Here is a 20,868-nt window from a genome sequence, read left to right as displayed (position 1 = left end):
ATCGGTATTTTTGGCGCGCTCGTCGCCGTGGGCGGCGTGATCGCATGGCGCTGGGCCCAAAAGCATCGCGCTTCGCAGGCACGGCTTGCGAGCGAGTTGAACCGGTGGGAGGGCGAAGGCGGCGCAGTCGCGGCTGGGATGGCTGCGGCGCCGTCGATGTCCGATACCGCCCCGGCGCGCGACGTCATGCCCAATGGCGCCGGCCACGGCGCCTTCGGGCGCATCGGCGGCACGCGCGACGCATGGATCTTCCCGCACGGGCATAGCTGACGCCGCTTCCCGCGAGCGATCGTATCCACGGCGCCGCCAGTTCGGCGGCGCTCGTTCGTACCGGTGCACCGTAGTGCTCGCCTGACTCGGCTCGTCTAGGCACAATATCGTCGAGTCGAGCGGGGTGGCCCGCGTTCGTTCCGAACGCCCGGGTATGCCCCTTTTTTCAACCACGATTCATCACCGACAGCGAACACCGATGCCACATGTGCTGATAGTCGACGACGACCCCGAGACCCGCGAAGCCCTCGTATCGATCATTGCCGCCGACGGCTTGACGACCGCGACGGCCGGCGATTTGCGCGAGGCTCGCATCCAGCTCGTGCGCCAAACGCCCGATGTCGTGTTCACGGATCTGCAACTGCCCGACGGCAGCGGCGTCGATTTATTCGAGGATCTCGATCCGCGCTCGGGCGTCGAAATCATCGTCATCACGGGTCATGCAACGGTGGAGTCGGCCGTGACCGCGCTGAAGATGGGCGCGACGGATTACCTCGTCAAGCCGATCAACATGCAGCGCGTGAAGGCCGTGCTCGATCGCTTGCCGCGCGCGGGCGATTTGAAAGCGCAGATCGGCACGCTGCGGGGCGAACTGCGTCGCATGGGGCGTTTCGGGTTCATGCTCGGCAATTCGCCTGCAATGCAAACGGTCTACGACCAGATCGGCCGCGTGGCTCCCACAGCGGCTTCCGTGCTGCTCGTCGGCGAATCGGGCACGGGCAAGGAAGTGGCGGCGCAGACGATCCACGAGTTGAGCTTGCGTCGCAAGCACGCGTTCTTGGCAGTCAATTGCGGGGCCATTTCGCCGAACCTGATCGAATCGGAAATGTTCGGACACGAGCGGGGTTCGTTCACGGGCGCGGACCGGCAACACAAGGGCTATTTCGAGCGAGCGAGCGGCGGAACGATCTTTCTCGACGAAATCACGGAAATGCCCGCCGAATTGCAGGTGAAGTTCCTGCGCGTGCTCGAAACCGGTATGTTCATGCGCGTCGGCACGACCAAGGAGATCGAAACGGACGTGCGCGTGATTGCGGCCACTAACCGCGATCCCGAGGAAGCGGTGCTCGAAGGCAAGCTGCGGCTCGACCTTTATCACCGGCTCAACGTTTTCCCGATCAGCTTGCCGCCGCTGCGCGAGCGCGGCAGCGACGTTTGGTTGCTCGCGCAAGCGTTTCTCGACGAACTGAACGAACGTCACGGCTCGCGCAAGCAATTCCCGCCCGCGGTCAAGGACATGATGCAGTCGTACCCTTGGCCGGGCAACGTGCGCGAACTGAAGAATTACGTACAGCGCGCATTCATCATGGCTGCGCCGGATGCCGACTGCACGGCGGCCGTCCCGCTGCAAATCTCGTTGTCGAAGCCGTCGACGGGCACCGCGGTGACGATTCCGTTCGGCACGTCGCTCGCAATGGCCGATCGCCAACTGATTCTCGCGACGCTCGAGCAGTGCGGCGGCGTGAAGACGCGCGCGGCCGAGATCCTCGGTATCAGCCTGAAGACGCTCTACAACCGTCTCGTCGAATACGGCGAGGATGCCAAGTCGGCTGCGAGCGAGAGCGATGCGGCCGGCGAAACGGGGGAAGCCACGGCCGGCAACTGACCGGACACGGACATGGCGGGGTGGCCGTCCCGCGCCGGGGCGGGCACCGCGCCGTTGCACGGGACCGCCTCGCGGATGGCAAAGGACTTGCTCGTTTGATGTCCTAATCCCATTGGTTGCTCGGCGAGGTACGTTTCGATGTCCGCATCAATGTCCGCATCAATGTCCGCATCAAGCAGCACGCTTATTCGCTTTATTCGCCTGCATACGCCGGAGCCGGACCCGCCCGTGCCGCCGCCGCAGGAGCCGCCGGTACCGGGGCGTGTCCCCGAGCGCGAGCCCCCCGAACCGCGGCAGCCGCCCATTGGCGATCCGCCCCCCGTGCCGACGGACGTCCCCCCGCTGCACTGATCGGCGGCTGTACCGGTTACAAATCTGACGCAATTGTTACCGCGCGTTTGCCCCTTCGGCGTCCTAGACTTGAAACAATCATGCTTTGCCTGCCCGGGCAGTCGCTCGGCTCTTGGAGACCGTTCCATGAGACACCCCGCGTTGCGGCGCTCAGCGCGCCATTCGATGAAGCGCGAAGCGAAGAACGGAGGCAGTTTTCCCGCTCGCTCGTCGTCCGAATTCGATCCATCGGGACAAAACCGCGCGGCGCCGGATACGCCTGCCGACGGCGAGCACAATCAGGGCGGTGCGCGAGCCGAAGGGCTCGACTATCAGCGCGACCTGGGCTCCGAACAGGACGCTTAGCGGCACCTTGGTGCGTGCAGGGGGCCTCGCGCGGCTTCGCGGGCGCGCGGGCAGGTTTTACGCGCTTGCGCTGCCCTCGTATTCCCCCGGCGCATTCGCATACGGCGCTCGCCCGCGCCGCGCGTTGTCGCGCCTGTTGCTGGCTGCCTAGGTGCGTCGCGGGGCGGACGATGCGGATCGCCTCGGGCGCGCGATTGCCTGCGCGCATGCCATATGTATGACAACTGAGGGTTGGCGAGGCACGCGTCTTGCGTGTCGACTATCCAGCGACGGCGAGACGGTTCGCCGCGCGAGAAATGCCAACCGAAGAGGTGGAGCCGCAATGAGCAGACTTATCGTGGTGTCGAACCGCGTCGCGCCGACGCAGGAGGGCCGCCCCGCGGCGGGGGGGCTTGCGATCGGCGTGCTGGACGCCCTGAAGGAAACAGGCGGCGTCTGGTTTGGGTGGAGCGGAGAGATCGTCGGCGAATCGCAGGCGCCTTCGATCGAGAAGCAAGGCAAGGTCACCTATGCGACCGTCGGCCTCACGCGACGCGATTACGACCAGTACTATCGAGGCTTTTCGAACGCGACCTTATGGCCGACGTTCCATTACCGCACCGATTTATCCCGCTACGATCGGCAAGAGTACGCCGGCTACCTGCGTGTCAATGCGACGCTCGCTCGGCAACTGAGGGCGATGCTCAAGCCCGACGACATCATCTGGGTTCACGATTATCACCTGCTGCCGTTCGCGCGCGCATTGCGCGAACTCGGCGTGACCAATCCGATCGGGTTCTTTCTGCATATCCCGTTTCCGGTGCCCGAGATGCTGCGCACCGTGCCGCCGCACGAAGAACTCGTCAAGGCCATGTGCAGCTTCGATGTGCTGGGCTTCCAGACCCAGGCGGACCGCCAATCGTTTGTCGACTATATCGAGCGCGGCGGCTTCGGCACCGCGAGCGACGACGGGATGATTCACGCCTTCGGGCGCGTCCTGAAGGTAGGGGCCTATCCGATCGGAATCTATCCCGACGCGATCGCCAAAGCGGCGCAGCAGTTCTCCGATCGCAAGCAAGTGGGCACGTTGCGCGACGCCATGCTGGGACGCAAGCTCATCATGAGCGTCGATCGTCTCGATTATTCGAAGGGGCTCGTGGAGCGCTTCCAAGCGTTCGAGCGCCTGCTGCTGGGCGCCCCGCACTGGCACGGTAAGGTTTCGCTCGTACAGATCGCGCCGCCGACGCGCTCCGACGTGCAGACCTACCAACGCATTAGGCAGACGCTCGAGGGCGAAGCGGGCCGTATCAATGGGCGTTTCGCGCAGCTCGATTGGACGCCGATCCAATATTTGAACCGAAAATACGAGCGCAATCTGTTGATGGCGCTGTTCCGCTTATCGCAAGTGGGCTACGTGACGCCCTTGCGCGATGGGATGAACCTCGTGGCCAAGGAGTACGTCGCATCGCAAGATCCCGAGGATCCGGGCGTGCTCGTCCTGTCTCAGTTCGCGGGCGCCGCCGAACAGCTGCCGGGCGCGTTGGTCGTTAATCCCTTCGATCTTACGCAGATGGCGGAAGCGCTCGAGCGCGCGCTGTCCATGCCGTTGGAAGATCGCAAGGCGAGACATGCCGATATGATGGCGCAACTGCGCGCCGGCGATCTGTCGACGTGGCGCGACGCGTTCTTGAGCGATCTGCGGCATGTGACGACGGCGGCATCGGTCACTCGCAAGGCGGTCAAGCTGGCCGATATCGCCGCTTAAGGCGGTATCGCCAAACATCCCTCAAGGCGGTATCGCCGAACATCGCTTAAGGCGGTATCGCCGAACATCGAAGAGGGCCGGCGTATTCGTCCCGGCCCTCGCTTTTTGTCCTCGTTTTTTTCCTACCCGATTGATTCGATGCATCCCGTCCGCGCGCGCCGATCGGTATCGTATCGGTTGCGGCGGGGCGGGCCGCAGCGCGGCCCGATCCTCGACTCGGCGATAACGATCGATTTCGATTAGGACTCCATAACGATCGGCTTCGAGATTGCCGATCGATTCGGCCGATCGCGCGCGAGGCTCTCTACGCTTGGCGGCGCAATTGAGCCGGCGGTACCTTCAGCAAGTTGCGGTATTTGGCGACGGTCCGACGCGCGACGATCATGCCCTCCTGCGAAAGCATCTTGGCTAGCGCGACATCCGACAGCGGGTTGTGGACGTCTTCCTGATCGATCATCTCCTTGATTAGCGCGCGCACCGCGGCGGCGGAACAGCGCCCGCCGGTTTCGGTCGCGAGTTCGCGTGGAAAGAAGTGACGGAACTCGAAGATGCCGCGCGGCGTCGCCATGTACTTGTTGCTCGAGGCGCGCGATACGGTGGATTCATGCAAGCCAAGTTCTTCCGCGAGCTTGCTGAGCACGAGCGGTTTCAGGGCGATTTCGCCATAGTCGAAGAACGCCTTTTGGTACGAAACGATGCACTGCGCGACGCGTTGAATCGTGGTGAAACGCTGCTCGGCATTGCGCAGCAGCCAGCGCGCTTCCTGCAATTGCTGGCCGAGCGGCGAGCCGGCGCCGCCCGATTGAGCGAACAGCTCGGCATACACGCGATGGATGCGGGCGCGCGGGAGCACCGCGGGGTTGATCGATGCGACCCATCGGCCTTTTACGCGACGCACGATGACGTCGGGGATCACGTAGTTATCGTCGGAGCGCGCATAGAACTGGCCGGGCTTGGGGTCGAGCCGACGCACGAGGGCGCACGCTTTGCGCAATTCTTCGGCCGAACAGCCGAGCTGCTTTTGCAGCTCCGCGTGTTCGCGCCGCGCCAGTCGCTCCAAATGATGTTCGACGAGTTCGCGGGCGGCCGCGCGTCCCGGCGTATCGGGCGACATCGCATCCAACTGAAGACTCAAGCACTCGGAGAGCGAGCGTGCACCGACCCCGGGGCGGTCGAGCGTTTGCACGAGCCGTAGCGCGACGCGCAATTCCTCTTCGCCAAGCGGCGGATCGGCCTCGAATGCGCTCGCGAGATCCTCGAGCGATTCGCGCAGATAGCCGTCGTCGTCGAGCGCTTCGATGACGATCTGCGCGGCTGCGCGATCGCGTTCGCTCAGCGGATAAAGGTGCAGTAGGCCATGCAGATGCTCGTGCATCGTTGGTTGCACGTGTGCCCAGGCGCCCGGATCGATATCGTCGGAATCGCCGTTATTGCGCGAGGCCGAGCGGCTCGTCCAGTCTTGGCCGAAATCGCCGATCGGATCGTCGGCCGGCGCCGCGGTCGTCGTGTCCGCGCTCGATAGGCCGTCGTAAGGATCGACGGGTTCGGCAGGCTGTGGGGCTTCGGCCGCTATACCCGGCTGCAAATCGCCGGCGTCCCCGTCATGGACGCCGTTGGCGGTGTTTTCGGTCTCTTCGGCGATCGGGTCGTCGTATTCGAGAAAGGGATTGTTGTCGAGCGCTTGACGTAGTTCGTGCTGAAACTCGAGCGACGACAACTGAAGGAGCCGCACCGATTGTTGAAGGCGCGGCGTGAGTGCCACGTGTTGTTTGCTGCGCAGTTCGAGAGTCGGCGGCATGGCAAAAGTCCAGTGGTCCAGTGCAATAGTGCTCGCTGTAAAGCAACGGCCATACCAAGCGTTGCCCTGCGGGCGATGCGGCCGATCGCTCGCCTGCAATTGCATGCTGCGGGAGGGAGAACGCGGCAGCTTTTACAGAGTGCAGTGCAAAAGCGCGGCGCGCTTTGCTGCGACTGCGAAGCGGCGCCGCGCCTACCTACTCGCAGGCCCGTCCGTGCGCGAGGGGCGCCGCAGGGCACGAGGTTTGCGGACAAGCCCGTGCAGACCGAAGCGGGTCGGTATCCGTTCCCGGTTTTGCACGTTCTGCTTCGGCAATTCTTTCCATCTTTGAGCAGGAGAAACTTGTGAAAGCGCTCCCATTACTCAAAATCGCCGCCGTCGTCGCCTCCCTGACGCTTGCCGCCAGCGTGACCGCTCAGACGTCGGCGTCGCCCGGCGCATCCGACACATCGGCCACCGCGGGCGCGTCCGCGCCATCGGCGACCTCGGAATCGGTCGGCCAACACATCAGCGACGGTACGGTGACGACGAAAGTGAAGGCCGCGCTCGTGACCGCCAAGGACGTCAAGTCCACGCATATTCACGTCAAGACGCGGCGTGGCGTCGTATGGCTGACGGGCAGCGTGCCGACCAGCGACGAGAAGACGCGCGCCGAGCAAGTTGCCGCTGGCGTCAGCGGCGTGCACGAGGTGAAGAACCGCCTGAAGGTGAGGGGCGCCGAGTGAGGCCGTAGGCGGCGCGGCGCGGGCGAATGGGCGGATGATCGAACGCCCGCGCGAGGCGGCGTTGATCGTCTGCGCCGCGGTGGAGACGGCTTCGTCGCCGCGGCACGCTACTTTCCATTCCCAGCGCTGCGCCTTGCGCAGCCGAGCCGGCTACGCGGGACGGTGCGTGAAGTCGCTGACGGGTACCGGCGCCGCGGTTGGATCGAAGTCGGCCCATCGGCCTTGCTGCCAACGTCCGACCGCTCGCTCGATGGAAAGCGAGCCGGCGTCTTCCAGCGCCTGTGCAGCCTTCGCCTGGTTTTCCGGCGAGACGTGCACGGCCACGAGCACCCCCGAGTCGCGCATCTCGTGATGGACGCCGTGGCGGGCGAGTTCCGAGATACGCGGCGTGGCGTTTAGGCGCGCTTGGATAAAGCCCCCGAGCATCGCGCCGACATACGCCCCGACGCCGGCGGCGGTCACGGTGGCGAGGAATGATGCCGTGAGCGGCGCGCAGATCGCCACGCCGATGACGGCACCCGCGACCGCGCCGACAATGGCGCCGCGCCCTGGGTGCGGCGTCGGCCGCAATGCGTGCGGAACGATATGTAGGCTATCGGCGGCAGGATGGGCGTGTTGCCCCCGCGGATTGACGAAGAACAGACTGACGTCCTCTTCGAGGAATCCCTGCGCGAATAACTGGCGCGCAGCGGATTGCGCGGCGGCGAAGGTAGTGAAGCGTCCAGCAACGATGAGTGACATGGCGGCTCCTTCACGGCGTTGCGCGTTGCAAAGCCGTACGAGGAATGCGAACGAACCGGGCGCGGACGGCCGGGACACGCGCCGCGGGCCATTGCATTGGACACTGTTTCTCGAGGCAAGTGCGATCGGGCGCGGGTTTGTCCGCGCACCGCGCGTCGAACTAGCCGACGCTGACGCCGTAGCCTTCGGCTAGCGGTTTCAAGCCGCCGGCGTAGCCTTGACCGACCGCGCGGAATTTCCATTCGCCATCGCTACGATACAGCTCCGCGAAGACCATGGCCGTTTCGGTGGAGGCGTCTTCGGCGAGTTCGTAGCGCACGACTTCCGCACCGGAGACTTCGTTCACGACACGAATGAACGAGTTGGCGACTTGGCCGAAGTTCTGCTTGCGTGCTTCGGCCTCATGGATCGTGACAACGAAAGCGACCTTATCGATGTCGGCCGGGACCTGGCTCAGATCGACCTTGATCGCCTCGTCATCGCCCTCGCCGACGCCGGTGCGGTTGTCGCCGGTGTGCTGGATCGAACCGTCTCGACTCGTCAACTGGTTATAGAAGATGAAATCGGCATCGCCGCGCACTTTGCCGTTGGCCGCTAGCAGGAAGGCGCTCGCATCGAGATCGAATTCGGTGCCGTCGGTGGCTCTGGGGTCCCAGCCGAGGCCGACCATGATTTTGGTCAGGCTCGGATCGGTTTTGGTGAGGGATAGGTTGCCGCCTTTTTGAAGTGTCAGCGCCATTGAAATAGCTCCTTGCAATTGGGATGGATTACGGATGGTTGGCTTGCGCGACTTCCTTTTTCGGGAAAGCGACGCTGGCTAGGGTACCGATCGACAGGACTGCCAGAACGATCAGCAGGCTTGTGTTCGGATCGATGTTGATGCCATGGCGGAAGAGTTCGTCGGTTGCATTCAGGGCCAGTTTTGCGGCAATGAATAGCAGCAGGACGACCACGGCTTTTTCGAGGTGCACCAGGTAGCGCTTGAGCGCTTCCAAGACGAAATACAGCGTACGAAGGCCGAGGATGGCGAACAGCATTGCCGAGTAGACGATCAGCGGCTCGCGGCTGACCGCGATGACCGCGGGAACCGAGTCGAAAGCGAAGAGGATGTCGGACACCTCGACGACCACCAGGCACAGGAACAGCGGAGTGGCAAGCATGCCGCGCCTGGCCCCGCGGCCTATGCCCGGCGTGAACTTTTGCGCTTGCATCGCGAGTGTCTTGCGGCTCACGAAGAAACGCCGCCCATAGAGTTCGGGCCACACCGGAAACAGCCGTTTCGCGAAACGGTAGGCGAGATGCTGGGAGTAGTCTTCATCGGCGTTGTCGCGATCGCCGCCTTTGAGCATCATCACGGCCGTCCACATCACGATCGCGGCGAACGCGAGTTCGACGAAGGGACCGAACGACAACAAGCCGGTGCCGATGGCGACGAAGGCAGCCCGGCATACGATGGCTCCGACGATGCCCCAGTACAGGACGCGATGGCGCAAGCCGTCGGGCACCTTGAACCAGGCGAAGATGGCCATGAAGACGAAAAGGTTGTCGATGGAGAGAACCTTTTCCAAGGCGTAACCCGTGATGAACAAGCTGGCCGCTTGCGCCCCGTGCTGCACGTAGAGGAACGCGGCGAATGCAAGCGAGATCGCTACCCAGAACACGGACCAGAGGCAAGCGCGCGCTAACGTGATCGGCTTGTCGTCGCGGTGGGTGAGGATATCGAGCAGCAAGGCTGCGAGGGCCAGGCCGACGAATACGGCGATGGTCAGCGCAGGGAAGCCGATGTGAGTTGTTTCCACGTCCCTGCGCCCTATCGTTCGAGTTCGAAATCGGCCGGATTCAGGCCGAGTTCCAGGCAGATCAAACGGCAGGCCGATTTTTCTTTCTCGTCGAAGTGGCCGTCGGACGCGCCGATGGCGCAGGCCACGCGAACCAGCAAACGCGCTTCGCTATGTTTGCCTTTGACCTTGCCGATGGCTTTTAGCGCCTCGGCTTGACCGATTTGGAAATCGAATTCGAACTTGCCGCAGGCGTCGCTGAATACCTTAATGACATCGTTCAGGTCGAAGACCTTCAACTCGGGCGATGCGTTGATGAAGCCGACCATCTTCATCTTTTCTTCGGAGCGAACTTCTCCGTCGGCCGCGGAAATCAATGCGCAAGCGTTGGCTACCGACTCCATGAAGGTCCGGTTCTTGAATTTGGCCACTTCTGCAGTCAGCGTTTCGCGGGCTTTTGCAACGTTGGTTCTCAGCCATCCGATCATGTGTTTTCTCGTGGCAAACGGGGCCAAGCTGGCCTATTGGTCATGGGGTGAAGCGGGCTTTGCTCGATGCCCGCGCGTCACGCGAGGGCGGACAGCGGAGCAATCGCGTTCGGTAGCGGCGCGCTCACGCGTGCACGGCTTGAATAGCGAAGTTGACGAGATCGTCCGCAGTGCGCCCGTTCGTGGACTGACCGATCGCTTTGAATTCCCATCCGCCGGCATTGCGGCTGAGGCTAGCCATGACCACCCCGGTGTGGCCGCCTTTCTCCGCCAGATTGAAGCGCGCCAACTCCTGCCGCTTCGACTCGTCGAGAATGCGGCAGTAGGCGTTCTCGACCTGATCGAAGGTCTGCCCTCGGAAACTGTTGACGGTGAAGATCAAGTGGTGAACGGTGCCGGGCAAACGCCGCAAGTCGACATGGATGGTTTCGTCGTCGCCGTCGCCTTCGCCCGTCAGGTTGTCGCCCGAGTGCGCGATCGAACCGTCCTTCGACCTCAACTGACGGAACCAGACGAGATCGACCGGCCTAAAGCCGCTGTCCAGCACGATGCAGGACGCATCGAGATCGATCGCACCGCTGCTGCCCAGCATCTTGGAGAGGAAGCCGCCGGATTTCGCGGGATCCCAACCGAGGCCAAGGCTGACGCAGGCGATGCCGGTGCCAGCGGTTTTTTCCAACGAGATGCTTTGATTCTTGCTTAACGTAAGTGCCACTTCTTCGCTCCTTTTCCTTTCGTGTTCGATGTACGGACCGGCGCCGCCCCGAGCATTCGCACGGGCCGTCTGCTTACAAACCTTTCGGCGATGAAATATAACCGTATCAAAATTGAAAGGTTATGCCGCGTTGGGTTTTGTCTTGGGCACGGTGCGGGCGATGCTCGGAAGGCAGGCCCGCCGCGATGAATCACACCGGCGCAAGCGAGTAGGCAAAGCGGCGGGGCGGGTGGGTTCCAGCGTGAACCGAGCGCGTGCTCGGGACGACCGATCAATGGCGAGCGAGGTCTGGGTGGAGATCGGCGAGCGGGCGCTCATGGGCGCTAGCGCGTTCAGACGCGTAGCCGGGCGCACGTGACTGGAAATTCGGCCGCTGCGCTAGTGTCGAGCGAGGGGGAGGCAACGGGGAATCCGTTCGCACGCTTGTCGGATGGCGTTTGCGCCCGCCGACGTCCAGCAAATGCTTACGCACTCACGCGCTCACGCGCTCACGGGCGCTGTCTTGCGCGCGCAACCGCATGAAACTGACGACCGAGGCAAGCCCGGCGACGCCTGCCGCAACGGTCAGCGCGATCATCGGTCCATGCTTCGGCGAGACGCCGAAAATCAACGCGACGAGCGCAGCGCCCACCGTCTGTCCGGTGAGGCGCGCGGTGCCGAGCATCCCGCTTGCGCCGCCGCTGCGCTCGCGTGGCGCGGCCGACAGCATCTGGCGATTGTTGGGGGATTGGAAAATGCCGAAGCCCGCCCCGCACAGCGCCATGCGCCAAGCAATCGCGAAGACGCTTGGGTGGGCGCCGATCGTCGTCAGCAAGACAAGACCGGCCGTCAGCGCCATGAGCCCGATCCCGCCGAGCAGCCCGGCCGAATAGCGGTCGGAGAGCACGCCCGCGATCGGCGCCGCGAACACGATCACGAACGGCCAAGGCGTAATCAGCAATCCGGTCTGCACTTGGTCGAAACCGAAGACGTTTTGAAATAGGAACGGCAACGAGACGAAAGCCAGCATCTGCGCGCAGAACGAACAGACCGAGGTGGCGATCGATAGCGCGAAGATCGGTATCTTGAGCAGATCGATCGGCAGTAGCGGCGCCGGACGCGTCAATTGACGGCGGACGAACACGTAGCCGACCACGATGAACGCGAGCGCTTGCGCGGCGAGCCAGCCGGCCGCTTCGCCGTGACCGAGCCCGTCGATCATGAAAATCAACAGCCCGAACACGATGGCGTTCATGAGTGCGCTCAGGTAGTCGTATGGCGTATCGTGTCCGGGGTTCGTGGGCAGCGCCCGCAGCGCACCGACGACGGCAACGATCCCGATCGGCACGTTGATCGCGAACAGCCACGGCCAGGAGGCCACCGAAAGCACGGCCGAAGCGACGGTCGGGCCGACGGCGGAGGACACCGCCACCACCATCGCGTTGATGGCAATGCCGCGCCCGAGCCGAGTAGCCGGATAGATCGTGCGCACGAGCGCGGTATTGACGCTCATGATGCCGGCGGCGCCGAAGCCCTGGACGACGCGCACGAGGGCGAGCGCCGTCAACGAGCCAGCGAGCGAGCAGCCGAGCGAGGCGACGGTAAACAGCGCAAGCCCCGCCGTGTAAATGCGCCGATAGCCGATGCGGTCGCCGAGCGAGGCGAGCGGCAACAGCGAAATGGTGATGGAGAGCTGGTAGGCGTTGACGACCCAGATCGACGCGGAGGCACTCGCATGCAGGTCGCGTGCGATCGTGGGCAACGCGACATTGGCGATGGCGCCGTCGAGCACGGCAAGCGTGATGCCCAGCGCGATGACAACGATGGCCCAGTAACGCTGGGGAAGGGGAATGCCTTGTTCTGCTTGCATCGGGGAAGCTCGGATAGCGCGCGATGGGGACGAACCCTCGCATTTTAGGCGCGCCACCCGCCTGCGCGCTTGCGGGCGCGCAGGCGCAGCGGTGGGCGAATCCCGTTGCGTATGCAACGACGATGCCCGGGGGCCGCGCTACCCCGAAGGCTATTTCAGCTCGTAAAGCCCCGTATAGGTGGTCGAATCGATCTCGTTCAGATGGGTCATGAAACGGGCGACCGCATTCGTCGTTTCCGGGGTGATCGGCAAACGCTCGACGTGCAGCGCATGGAGCCGGAAGATATAGCGGTGCGGCTTGTCGCCGCGCGGCGGCGCGGCGCCGCCGAAGCCCTGCGTGCCGTAATCGTTGCGCACTTGGATGGCGCCGGCCGGCAGGAGGCTGCCGTCCGCCTTGCCTGCGCCGAGCGGTAGGGACCGCGTATCGGCCGGGATGTTGACCACCACCCAGTGCCAAAACCCGCTACCGGTCGGGGCGTCGGGGTCGTAGACGGTCAGCGCGAAGCTCTTGGTGTCTTCAGGCGGCGCTTCCCACTGCAGGGCTGGCGAGAGATTGCCGCCGTCGCCGTCCACGCCGAACGCTTTGTCGTTGCACTCTTGAGCCCGAGGCATGAAGCCGTTGCTCGGGAAGTCGTCTGACCAGATTCTGAACTCAGCCATCGGAAGCCTCCTTCTTCTTAAAGGGGTGGGCGGTGCGACACGCCATGCCGCCGTGCGTGCCGAGTGTATCACCGCGTCGGTACGCGGACAGGCCGGCCTGGCGCGCGTGGGCGGCGCTAGGCCGAGCGAGCTTGGCCGCGCGGCCGGGGCTCGATTTCAGCGGGGCGCGTGCAGCTTGCGGAGCCGCCAAATCAAGCTCGACGTGTCGAAGCGGTTGCCGCCGAGCGCTTGGACATCGCCGTAGAACTGATCGACGAGCGCCGTGACCGGCAACGAAGTGCCGCTGCGTTTGGCTTCGTCGAGACAAAAACCGAGGTCTTTGCGCATCCAATCGACGGCGAAGCCGAAGTCGAATTTGTCTTCGATCATCGTCTTGCCGCGATTGTCCATCTGCCAGCTCGCGGCCGCGCCTTTGCCGATCACCTCGAGCACGCGCGTCATGTCCAACCCGGCGCGTTCGCCGAAATGGACCGCCTCCGAGAGACCCTGCACGAGCCCCGCGATGCAAATCTGGTTGACCATTTTCGTCAATTGGCCCGAGCCGACGGGGCCGAGACAGGTAACCGCGACAGCATAGTGCTCGAGCACGTTCGCGGCCCGCTCGAACGCCTGCGTGTCGTCGCTGCCGCACATGATCGTCAGCTTGCCGTTTTGCGCGCCGGCCTGACCGCCCGAGACCGGGGCGTCGATAAACGCGATGCCCTGTGCGCTGGCGACTTGCGCGAGTTCGCGTGCGACATTCGCCGAGGCGGTGGTGTGATCGGCGAACAGCGTGCCGTTCGCCATACCGGCGAATGCGCCTTGCTCGCCGAGCGTCACGCTGCGCAGATCGTCGTCGTTGCCGACGCAGGCGAGCACGAGTTCCGCGCCTTTAGCCGCTTCGCGCGGGGTGGGGGCGGCTCGGCCGCCGTATTCGGCCACCCATTGCTCGGCTTTCGCGGACGTTCGGTTGTAGACGGCGACGTCGAACCCGGCCTTGGCTAGATGGCCGGCCATCGGGTAACCCATCACGCCGAGCCCGATGAAGGCGACACGGCGAATGGCGGTGGCGGGAGAGGAAATCGGCTCGCTCACGGCGGCTCCTTTGGCGTTTCGGTGGGGTGGGGGCAACAATTATCGCAGCGATGCGGCGTGCGGCGGCGCACATTCAGCATTGCGCCGGTGCTGACTAGAATGAGATTGTTGGACGATGCCTGCGGAGGCCCGCCATGTTCGATTCGTCGATCGGATTGATGCTTTTGCTGATCCTGTTCGCGTGTGCGGCGTTCGCGATGGCGACACGCTACCGCACGGACCATCCGCTGACCGACTTGATGCATTGGGTGCATGCGCACCATTGGTCGGATCGGCTGCATCATCGACGTTAGGCGCCCGAAGCGCGTGGGCGGCACCGGCTCCGGGCGTCCGGGGCCGCGTGCCGCGTGCCGCGGTGCCGAGCCGGTGCACGATAGCCTGCCGTTATCCTTCCAAATCGAGGTTGCCCAGCAAAATGAAGGGTTCGGCCTGCGAGCGCGTGGCCAGATCGAAATCGCGCGCGGCTTGCCAGGCGCGCAGCTTACGCGGCAGCGCTTCGAGGTAGTGCGCGAATCGATGCTGCCCGCGCGTTTCCGCCAGCGAGGCGATCTCGCATTCGTCCCACGTCATGTGGACATTAAGCGGCTGCCGTGCGCCACGCACGCGTTCCGCGATCGGCGCGTTGATTTTCAGTGTGGTCGGGCGATCGGGGCCGCCGTACGGCTCGAGTCGGATCGTGGCGTGCGGGCCGATCACGTCTCGAATTGCTTGCGCAATGCGGGGCGCGAACTCGGCATCGAATCGATGGGCAATCGTTGGGTTCATGAGGCGCTTCCGTGATCGAAGGATGCTAGCACGGAGGGGCACGAGGCGTAGGACGGCCTGAAGGGCGAAAGGCGTGCTGTCGGGCTGAATTTATTCGGGATCGGTTCAGTTCCGCGCCCTCGGTGGCAGCGTTGACTATGACGTGTTGCGTTATATACGACGTGCAGATCGTCGACTACCATCGAGGACCCGCTTATGAAGAGGCTTTCCAACGTCCATCCGGGCGAGGTGCTAAACGAGGAGTTTCTGCTTCCGCTGGGGATGAGTCAGAATACGCTGGCGCGTGCGATGAAGGTGCCCCCCAGGAGAATCAACGAAATTGTCCATGGCGCGCGCGCCGTATCGGCCGATACGGCTCTGCGTCTCGCGATCGTATTGGGGACGACGCCTCAGTTCTGGCTTGGCCTGCAGGCCGACTACGATCTCGAGGAAGCGGCCAGGACGGATTTGTCGGATCTGCGACCGTTAGTCGCGGCGTGAATGGCGCGAGCCAGGAGAAATGCCCCCCGACAGGAATCCAAGGGCAAGCTTGGTGGGCCCGGCACCACGCGGCGCGCTGCGATGGATGAAATCGTCGACTGGCTCGATGTCTACCATGCCCACCGACTGCATTCGACTTTGAACTGCGTCAGCCCCATAACGTCCGAGAAGAATTGAGTCGTCGCTCGGCGAGGGCAAGCGGTTGCTTGCTTTATTTTTCCAACCATTTCCGAATAGCGTCGAGCGTGCTCGTTTCAATGCCAAGGAAGCCGTGCGGCGAATTGGCGCCACACTCGTCGGCATTTCTCTTCGATAGATTGCTGCTGACGGCAATGAAATCGAAGCCGTTGGCGCTCGCGAGATTTTTCGCTGCATCGAATGGCGAGACGTCGCACCCATCATGCTCGTTGGAGACTACGAGCACGCGGGCTTTGTTATCTGGCCAGCTCAGTTCGGACAAGCCAAGCTGTCCTTTGTTGGCTTGCGTGACGGGCGAGGTCAAAATGTAAGCATCGGCCACGGCTGGGTCGCGCTTGAGTACGTTGCCTGCGGTAATCGTGCCGCGACTGGTCGCTAGTAGCGCCACTTTCGAATTCGGGAAGCGCTTGCGGACCTCCGAAACCGCGGTTTCGACATCCTTCACGGCATCCTTGCTCAGTCTAAAGTGGTCCTTCACGCCGTCCGCGTGATCGGACGGCGTGTCGAACAGCGTGGCCGCGCTGCCACTGTCCGTCCAATAGGAAGACGTTCGCACGACGAAGTTGCCTGCGAGGAGTGTTGCGCCTTGGTCCGACAAACGCATTGAGCCATTCCCGCCGGGCAACAGGATGATGACCCACGCGGGTTGCGATTTGGGCGCATCGATATAAATGCCTTGAGTTGCGTCGGCCCGGCTCGGTAACGTGACGAACTCGCCGGCTTGGGCTGTGGCAACGATAGCCGCGCCTGAGAGCATTGCCGCGAAATAACGGCGATAGAGAGGGATAGCGGTCTTCATTCGATGGCGCTCCTTATGTGAGCATCTTTTAAAATTCACCCCTGCTCGCAAGCTACTTGCGAGGCACCGGCACCCTTTGCGCGGCATTCTTTTCGGCGCAGATCCCCGGACGCAAGCCTCATCGAGAAGAATACGGTCCGTCATGCGTGCGGTCACCCCCAAGACTGGGGATGCGTCGATAGGTGTTGCTACAAGCGAAGCACGAGCTGGTCGAGTTGAGCGGCTCGGGTCACACCGACCTTGGTATAGATGGACTTGATCTGAGAGCGCACTGTCGAGAGCGAAACGCTGCGCATTTGCGCACATTCCTGTGGGGATAGGCCTTCACATGATAGAAGGATCGCGAGATCGGCTTCAGCGGCACTGAGCGCGAAGAATGCCCGCAACCGTTGGGCTTTCGTTTCCGAAACTTGGCTGTCGGTTGCCGTCATCACGACCAGACGTCGAGGGCAAAGCCGCGTCAGCCTGGAGCGCTCGGGAATGGGAATGATAGTCAATGGAAGCGGTTTGCCGGACGCGCGCCGCAAGAGTACCCCTCCGACCGCACAAGCTTGTTGCCAATCGGAATGGGTGTATTGTGCCGTTGGGAAAAACCGTCCATGTCGAAATGCAAGTGCGGGCTCGTTGGCTATCAACCGGTTGGCGGCGTCGTTCGCATAGATCAATGTCCGCGCTTCGTCTAGGATAAAGACGGGGCAAGCAAGAGACTGAAGAGAGGCTTCGGCTATGGCGGTCCTGGTCTCTAATTGGCGAAGGCGTGCTTGTGCCTGAAGCGCGCGACTGATGTGCGGGCTCAATACGTCGATCGTGTGACGATGAATGGGGGAAAGGCATCCGTCTCCTTTATCCCCGATCAAGCTCAAGTAGGTGCTATCGCTGATCCCTCGGTGAATGAATAGTCCGGATAAGCTGCCAAGCTCGAAAGTACGCATGAATTCTTGGTAAAAAACATTCTTCGAGCGAAATTGCTCCGATAGGTGTGCCTTGTCTATGTACCAACGGCCTTCCGGCCAAGCTGCAACGATCGGTGCAGCTGGGTCATGCAAACGGAACCTATCATCGTAGAGTGCGATGCAATCCGAGACCCAATCTCCGCCGTCCCCGATAACGGTGTGAATGGACGGAATATGCGATGAATTATTGAAGGAGATTAAATTGGCGAGCCGGGTTCCGGCGGTATTTCTAAGTTTTTGCAGAAAAACGTCCCAACTTTCCTCTCCCAGAGCCGCAGCATAGATGCTATCGATAAGGCCCGATGAAACGAGTTGGTCGTGTGACATTGTTGCCGGTCCCCAGGGTGCCGCAAGTGGTCTGTTTTCAATTCATGGAACTTCGAGCGCAGCCGGTTCGGCGCGATTCGCACGCTCCGTGTGCACGACAATTAATGCGTTCCGCCGTGCATGCATTGTTGATTGTTTCCGCAACTTGCACAAGTTGACGTGAACGTTTGGATCGTGTCCGGTAAACCCTTAAGGCGCTGACGCTGAAGCGCACGCAACCGACCGATCGATCGCCCAATGCGTTTCGGACGACACGCCGATGTGCCCAACCCCGCAGAAGCCCACCCACCATGCCTCGCGATTCATAACCAATTTTGGGGATGCGCAGGTTTGCTGGGATCACTAGCCTTTCAAGGCAGACTGCAACGCGTATTAAGCGTTAGCGATCCGTGATTTATGTCATAACGTGACAGGAGAAGAAGAAATGAAAAGCGTTTTTCGCTCGGGGTATTTGAAGCCTTCCCTATCTGCAGCGCTAGCCGTTCTACTGGCGGCTTGCGGCTCCAGCAGCAACAACCCGGGTTCGACGTCCGCCAGCGCGGGCGCCTCGACCATCAGCGGCACAGCCGCAACCGGCTCCGCACTTGCCAATGCCAACGTTTCGGTGACCGACGCCGCCGGTAATTCCCCTTGCGTGGAAACCGGCATCACGACCTCGGCGCTCGGCGTCTATACCTGTACGCTGAAGCCCGGTGAAGCCGCCCCGTTCGTGGTCGTGGTGGCCGATCCCAGCGGCAACACGCAACCGCTCGTCAGCGTGACGACGACCACGCCTGCTGCCGGTACGCCGCTGACACTGAACGCCACCCCCTTGACGACGGCCATCGTCACTCAGTTGACGGGGGGCAATCCGCTATCCATCGTCGGCAAACCCGTCGATGCAACGGCGCTCCAGACGATCACGAGCAACGTCGTTGCGCAGCTTGGACCGGTGCTCAGCGCCATTGGTCTGACGAACTACAACCCATTCTCCACGGCAATCGCGGCCGCCTCGGCGACTACGCAAGGCAGTACCTCGGATCAATTGCTCGATATCGTGAAAGTGACGACTAGCGGTTCCGGTACGTTGCAACTCTCGACGCTGGGCGGAGCGCCGGTCCCTCTAGCATCGGCAACCAGCACGGGTGGGACGCTCGCGGCACCGGCCGCCAATGTGCAATCGCTGCCGCAAGCTGTGCAGCAGCTTGCCGGTGCATTCACCCAGTGCTTCGCTTTGCCGCCCGAGCAGCGCGGAACGGTGGGATCGGATACGTTAGCGACGGCCGTGAGTTCGATTCCGACCGTGAATTCGATGGCCGGCGCGTGCAGCGGGCTTTTCGATGCCAGTTACAAGCACAACGGCTATACCGCGGGCGAGAAATTCTTCGGCCTGCTGATCGATAGCGCAATGACGGGCGTGAAGTTCCCCGTGCCGGAAGTCGCCGCTTTCTATCCCGCCGACGCCAATAATCCCGACCGCGCGGTGATCAATATCAAATACGTCAGCAGCGACGGCTATCCGGGCAACATTTTCTCGGTTATGCGCTTCGTCTCCGGGAATTGGGTGCACACGGGCAATCAGCAACTTGTCGATGTCGACGTAAAGCCGATGATCCGTCGCGTACAGCAGCTCAATCCCGGCAACACAGGCGCGACCAAGCAAAGCGGCTATCAGAGCGGCATCCAGTTCGCCATCGACGTTACGGGACCCAACAGCATCGACGCCAGCGGCAACAAGCTAGGCTATGCCGTCGTGACCGGACCGGGTTTGCCGAGCAACGGCATCGTTTATATCGCCCCTTCCTCGAACTTGGCGCCGGGCCAAACGTACATGGATATCAGCAATACCGGCGGATACGTCGCATCCATTACGTCGGCCCTGGCTTCGAGTACCTCGACGGACGCTTTGCGTTGCGGCAACGGTACGCCGACGCCATCGATCAATCCCACCAATCTGACGGCCAACTGCCCCAACTTCTGGTTCTACAAAACGTCTGGACTTAGCGGCAGCGCGGCCACTGCGACCATCGCGACGCCCACGCCAAAAACCAATAGCAACTACGGTGGGCCAAGCGGCACGAACACCAACTGGGCACAGCCTGGCGATGGTTCCAACGCCGCCCAAGTGACGGCGGGAAGCGCCTATACGGTCACGCTTTTTTACGTCAATTCGAGCGGTGCTGTCAGCTCCAGCCTCGCCGTCGAAAAGAGAGCGCTTTCCGACGAAGTGCAGGCAACGCAGGCCGTTAATCTCCCGTGGAACTTGATCGGCAACCAAACTCAATCGCTGTTCGCCGGCGCGAGCTTGGCGGCCGCGCAAAGTTCGATCACGTTGGATTGGGTATCGAATCCGGCGGCCCAACTGTACAAATCGGCGGCTGTCACGATCGATACGGTCGGGACGTACGGCAATCCGACGCCGATCCCCAAGGGCGCGACATCGTTGGCTCTGCCCAACACCACGATGCCGGCCGTGACGGGTAGCCAGGTACGCGCCGTCCTCTTCAACTATCAAATGCTGGACAACAGCAATAAGAGCGACGTCTTCACGTACAACTGACCGCGATAGCTAACGAACCGATGCGGATCGTTGGTCGCTCGAAGCCCAGCAGCGGCTTCGAGCGCCTGCTTGGGGGGAGTTGGGGCGCTGCGTGGTGTCGCGTTGACTGCGGAGGAAGCCCCGACCAACGCCGGGCGGCCTGGGACCCTTATCTGGCGGGGGCTTTGCGAGTTTCGTGGTGTCTGGCGTAAACCTAACGTGGTGCCCCCGACAGGATTTTGAATGCGATCCATTGCGCGTGCCTCTATCGCGTCTACAAGTGCCGAGACACCCTCTGCCGTGAGCGCGCGACCGCGCCGCTCGATTGCGTATCCATCTCATGCCCCTTCCTCCTCGCGGCGGATTTCGAAAGTCTAGTCCGACGGATCCAAGTCCAAGAGGCACGACGGGGCACATCTGTCAGTGTTGCCGGATTTTCGTGTAGGGCAACGGTGTTGGCGAGGTCGAGCACACCCCTGGCAGATCGTGAGTTCGTCCGATAATTGGGCGGCTCGCGGACACGAGCCCCTTCGCTGGTTAAGCTGCTGTGAGCCCGCCGTGCTTTTGCCTCGTGCGCCGTTGTGCGGGCTCATTTTCATTTATCTAGCTAGGCAATTGCCTCTGGCAGCGCTTTAAACTGGGGCCGGAGGGCGTGCTATATTCGCCGAGATACCGAAGGTAGTA

Annotated in this window: 20 protein-coding genes; 8 read left to right on the top strand and 12 right to left on the bottom strand. The window is 62.5% G+C overall.

Features of this window, described 5'->3' with window-relative positions; translation table 11 throughout:
• The 4 genes from ACTHN9_RS05235 to otsA form a co-directional block, all read left to right on the top strand.
• A partial coding sequence (locus ACTHN9_RS05235; RefSeq protein ID WP_440535688.1) for a hypothetical protein occupies positions 1–270 on the top strand: 270 nt, incomplete at its 5' end.
• Between the two features lie 199 nt (positions 271–469).
• Entirely contained in the window at positions 470–1,876 is a 1,407-nt protein-coding gene (locus ACTHN9_RS05230) for a sigma-54-dependent transcriptional regulator (protein WP_440535687.1), read from the top strand.
• A 477-nt stretch (positions 1,877–2,353) separates the two neighbouring features.
• On the top strand, positions 2,354–2,572 hold the full coding sequence (locus ACTHN9_RS05225; protein ID WP_440535686.1) for a hypothetical protein: 219 nt from the start codon (positions 2,354–2,356) through the stop codon (positions 2,570–2,572).
• A gap of 322 nt (positions 2,573–2,894) precedes the next feature.
• Positions 2,895–4,316 (top strand): alpha,alpha-trehalose-phosphate synthase (UDP-forming), encoded by a 1,422-nt coding sequence (gene otsA / locus ACTHN9_RS05220; protein ID WP_440535685.1) that lies wholly within the window; start codon positions 2,895–2,897, stop codon positions 4,314–4,316.
• A gap of 304 nt (positions 4,317–4,620) precedes the next feature.
• On the opposite strand, the gene ACTHN9_RS05215 is transcribed toward otsA, so the two are convergent.
• The gene (locus ACTHN9_RS05215) at positions 4,621–6,114 is read right to left on the bottom strand and encodes an RNA polymerase factor sigma-54 (RefSeq protein ID WP_440535684.1); all 1,494 of its coding nucleotides are present in this window, start codon (positions 6,112–6,114) and stop codon (positions 4,621–4,623) included.
• 344 nt (positions 6,115–6,458) lie between these two features.
• Between ACTHN9_RS05215 and ACTHN9_RS05210 the strand changes: the two genes are divergently transcribed.
• Positions 6,459–6,839, top strand: coding sequence for a BON domain-containing protein (locus tag ACTHN9_RS05210; RefSeq protein ID WP_440535683.1), 381 nt, complete (start codon positions 6,459–6,461; stop codon positions 6,837–6,839).
• Positions 6,840–6,989: 150 nt separating this feature from the next.
• On the opposite strand, the gene ACTHN9_RS05205 is transcribed toward ACTHN9_RS05210, so the two are convergent.
• From ACTHN9_RS05205 to ACTHN9_RS05170, 8 genes are all read right to left on the bottom strand, one after another.
• Positions 6,990–7,580 (bottom strand): hypothetical protein, encoded by a 591-nt coding sequence (locus ACTHN9_RS05205; RefSeq protein WP_440535682.1) that lies wholly within the window; start codon positions 7,578–7,580, stop codon positions 6,990–6,992.
• Between the two features lie 160 nt (positions 7,581–7,740).
• Positions 7,741–8,319 carry a TerD family protein gene (locus tag ACTHN9_RS05200; RefSeq protein ID WP_440535681.1) on the bottom strand — a complete coding sequence of 193 codons (579 nt, stop codon included), beginning with the start codon at positions 8,317–8,319 and terminating at the stop codon, positions 7,741–7,743.
• A 28-nt stretch (positions 8,320–8,347) separates the two neighbouring features.
• Positions 8,348–9,379, bottom strand: a complete 1,032-nt coding sequence (locus tag ACTHN9_RS05195; RefSeq protein WP_440535680.1) for a TerC/Alx family metal homeostasis membrane protein — start codon at positions 9,377–9,379, stop codon at positions 8,348–8,350.
• An 11-nt stretch (positions 9,380–9,390) separates the two neighbouring features.
• Complete coding sequence (locus tag ACTHN9_RS05190) at positions 9,391–9,846, bottom strand: tellurite resistance TerB family protein (RefSeq protein WP_440535679.1); 456 nt, start codon at positions 9,844–9,846, stop codon at positions 9,391–9,393.
• A 124-nt stretch (positions 9,847–9,970) separates the two neighbouring features.
• The gene (locus ACTHN9_RS05185; RefSeq protein ID WP_440535678.1) at positions 9,971–10,561 is read right to left on the bottom strand and encodes a TerD family protein; all 591 of its coding nucleotides are present in this window, start codon (positions 10,559–10,561) and stop codon (positions 9,971–9,973) included.
• 472 nt (positions 10,562–11,033) lie between these two features.
• Positions 11,034–12,410 carry an MFS transporter gene (locus ACTHN9_RS05180; RefSeq protein WP_440535677.1) on the bottom strand — a complete coding sequence of 459 codons (1,377 nt, stop codon included), beginning with the start codon at positions 12,408–12,410 and terminating at the stop codon, positions 11,034–11,036.
• 150 nt (positions 12,411–12,560) lie between these two features.
• A complete protein-coding gene (locus tag ACTHN9_RS05175; protein ID WP_440535676.1) occupies positions 12,561–13,070 on the bottom strand; it encodes a YbhB/YbcL family Raf kinase inhibitor-like protein in 510 nt (169 codons plus the stop codon).
• Positions 13,071–13,226: 156 nt separating this feature from the next.
• Positions 13,227–14,144 carry an NAD(P)-dependent oxidoreductase gene (locus ACTHN9_RS05170; RefSeq protein WP_440535675.1) on the bottom strand — a complete coding sequence of 306 codons (918 nt, stop codon included), beginning with the start codon at positions 14,142–14,144 and terminating at the stop codon, positions 13,227–13,229.
• Between the two features lie 134 nt (positions 14,145–14,278).
• Between ACTHN9_RS05170 and ACTHN9_RS05165 the strand changes: the two genes are divergently transcribed.
• On the top strand, positions 14,279–14,437 hold the full coding sequence (locus ACTHN9_RS05165; RefSeq protein ID WP_440535674.1) for a hypothetical protein: 159 nt from the start codon (positions 14,279–14,281) through the stop codon (positions 14,435–14,437).
• A gap of 91 nt (positions 14,438–14,528) precedes the next feature.
• On the opposite strand, the gene ACTHN9_RS05160 is transcribed toward ACTHN9_RS05165, so the two are convergent.
• Entirely contained in the window at positions 14,529–14,909 is a 381-nt protein-coding gene (locus ACTHN9_RS05160) for a DUF5594 family protein (RefSeq protein ID WP_440535673.1), read from the bottom strand.
• Positions 14,910–15,104: 195 nt separating this feature from the next.
• Between ACTHN9_RS05160 and ACTHN9_RS05155 the strand changes: the two genes are divergently transcribed.
• Positions 15,105–15,389: a HigA family addiction module antitoxin gene (locus tag ACTHN9_RS05155; protein WP_440535672.1), complete on the top strand. Its 285-nt coding sequence runs from the start codon at positions 15,105–15,107 to the stop codon at positions 15,387–15,389.
• A gap of 211 nt (positions 15,390–15,600) precedes the next feature.
• On the opposite strand, the gene ACTHN9_RS05150 is transcribed toward ACTHN9_RS05155, so the two are convergent.
• A complete protein-coding gene (locus ACTHN9_RS05150; protein WP_440535671.1) occupies positions 15,601–16,437 on the bottom strand; it encodes a serine aminopeptidase domain-containing protein in 837 nt (278 codons plus the stop codon).
• Between the two features lie 137 nt (positions 16,438–16,574).
• On the bottom strand, positions 16,575–17,666 hold the full coding sequence (locus ACTHN9_RS05145; protein WP_440535670.1) for a helix-turn-helix transcriptional regulator: 1,092 nt from the start codon (positions 17,664–17,666) through the stop codon (positions 16,575–16,577).
• A 424-nt stretch (positions 17,667–18,090) separates the two neighbouring features.
• Here ACTHN9_RS05145 and ACTHN9_RS05140 point away from each other — a divergent pair, with 424 nt between their 5' ends.
• On the top strand, positions 18,091–20,205 hold the full coding sequence (locus tag ACTHN9_RS05140; protein ID WP_440535669.1) for a hypothetical protein: 2,115 nt from the start codon (positions 18,091–18,093) through the stop codon (positions 20,203–20,205).
• Positions 20,206–20,868: the final 663 nt, after the last annotated feature.

The organism is Trinickia sp., assembly GCF_051953405.1.
Classification (GTDB): Bacteria; Pseudomonadota; Gammaproteobacteria; order Burkholderiales; family Burkholderiaceae; genus Trinickia.
This window is presented reverse-complemented; position numbering and strand designations above follow the sequence as displayed.

Excerpts from the sequence above, each read along its gene's own strand:
- ACTHN9_RS05230 (WP_440535687.1), top strand. The coding sequence starts at position 470 with ATGCCACATGTGCTGATAGTCGACGACGACCCCGAGACCCGCGAAGCC.
- ACTHN9_RS05225 (WP_440535686.1), top strand. The coding sequence starts at position 2,354 with ATGAGACACCCCGCGTTGCGGCGCTCAGCGCGCCATTCGATGAAGCGC.
- otsA (WP_440535685.1), top strand. The coding sequence starts at position 2,895 with ATGAGCAGACTTATCGTGGTGTCGAACCGCGTCGCGCCGACGCAGGAG.
- ACTHN9_RS05215 (WP_440535684.1), bottom strand. The coding sequence starts at position 6,114 with ATGCCGCCGACTCTCGAACTGCGCAGCAAACAACACGTGGCACTCACG.
- ACTHN9_RS05205 (WP_440535682.1), bottom strand. The coding sequence starts at position 7,580 with ATGTCACTCATCGTTGCTGGACGCTTCACTACCTTCGCCGCCGCGCAA.
- ACTHN9_RS05200 (WP_440535681.1), bottom strand. The coding sequence starts at position 8,319 with ATGGCGCTGACACTTCAAAAAGGCGGCAACCTATCCCTCACCAAAACC.
- ACTHN9_RS05190 (WP_440535679.1), bottom strand. The coding sequence starts at position 9,846 with ATGATCGGATGGCTGAGAACCAACGTTGCAAAAGCCCGCGAAACGCTG.
- ACTHN9_RS05180 (WP_440535677.1), bottom strand. The coding sequence starts at position 12,410 with ATGCAAGCAGAACAAGGCATTCCCCTTCCCCAGCGTTACTGGGCCATC.
- ACTHN9_RS05175 (WP_440535676.1), bottom strand. The coding sequence starts at position 13,070 with ATGGCTGAGTTCAGAATCTGGTCAGACGACTTCCCGAGCAACGGCTTC.
- ACTHN9_RS05165 (WP_440535674.1), top strand. The coding sequence starts at position 14,279 with ATGTTCGATTCGTCGATCGGATTGATGCTTTTGCTGATCCTGTTCGCG.
- ACTHN9_RS05160 (WP_440535673.1), bottom strand. The coding sequence starts at position 14,909 with ATGAACCCAACGATTGCCCATCGATTCGATGCCGAGTTCGCGCCCCGC.
- ACTHN9_RS05155 (WP_440535672.1), top strand. The coding sequence starts at position 15,105 with ATGAAGAGGCTTTCCAACGTCCATCCGGGCGAGGTGCTAAACGAGGAG.
- ACTHN9_RS05145 (WP_440535670.1), bottom strand. The coding sequence starts at position 17,666 with ATGTCACACGACCAACTCGTTTCATCGGGCCTTATCGATAGCATCTAT.
- ACTHN9_RS05140 (WP_440535669.1), top strand. The coding sequence starts at position 18,091 with ATGAAAAGCGTTTTTCGCTCGGGGTATTTGAAGCCTTCCCTATCTGCA.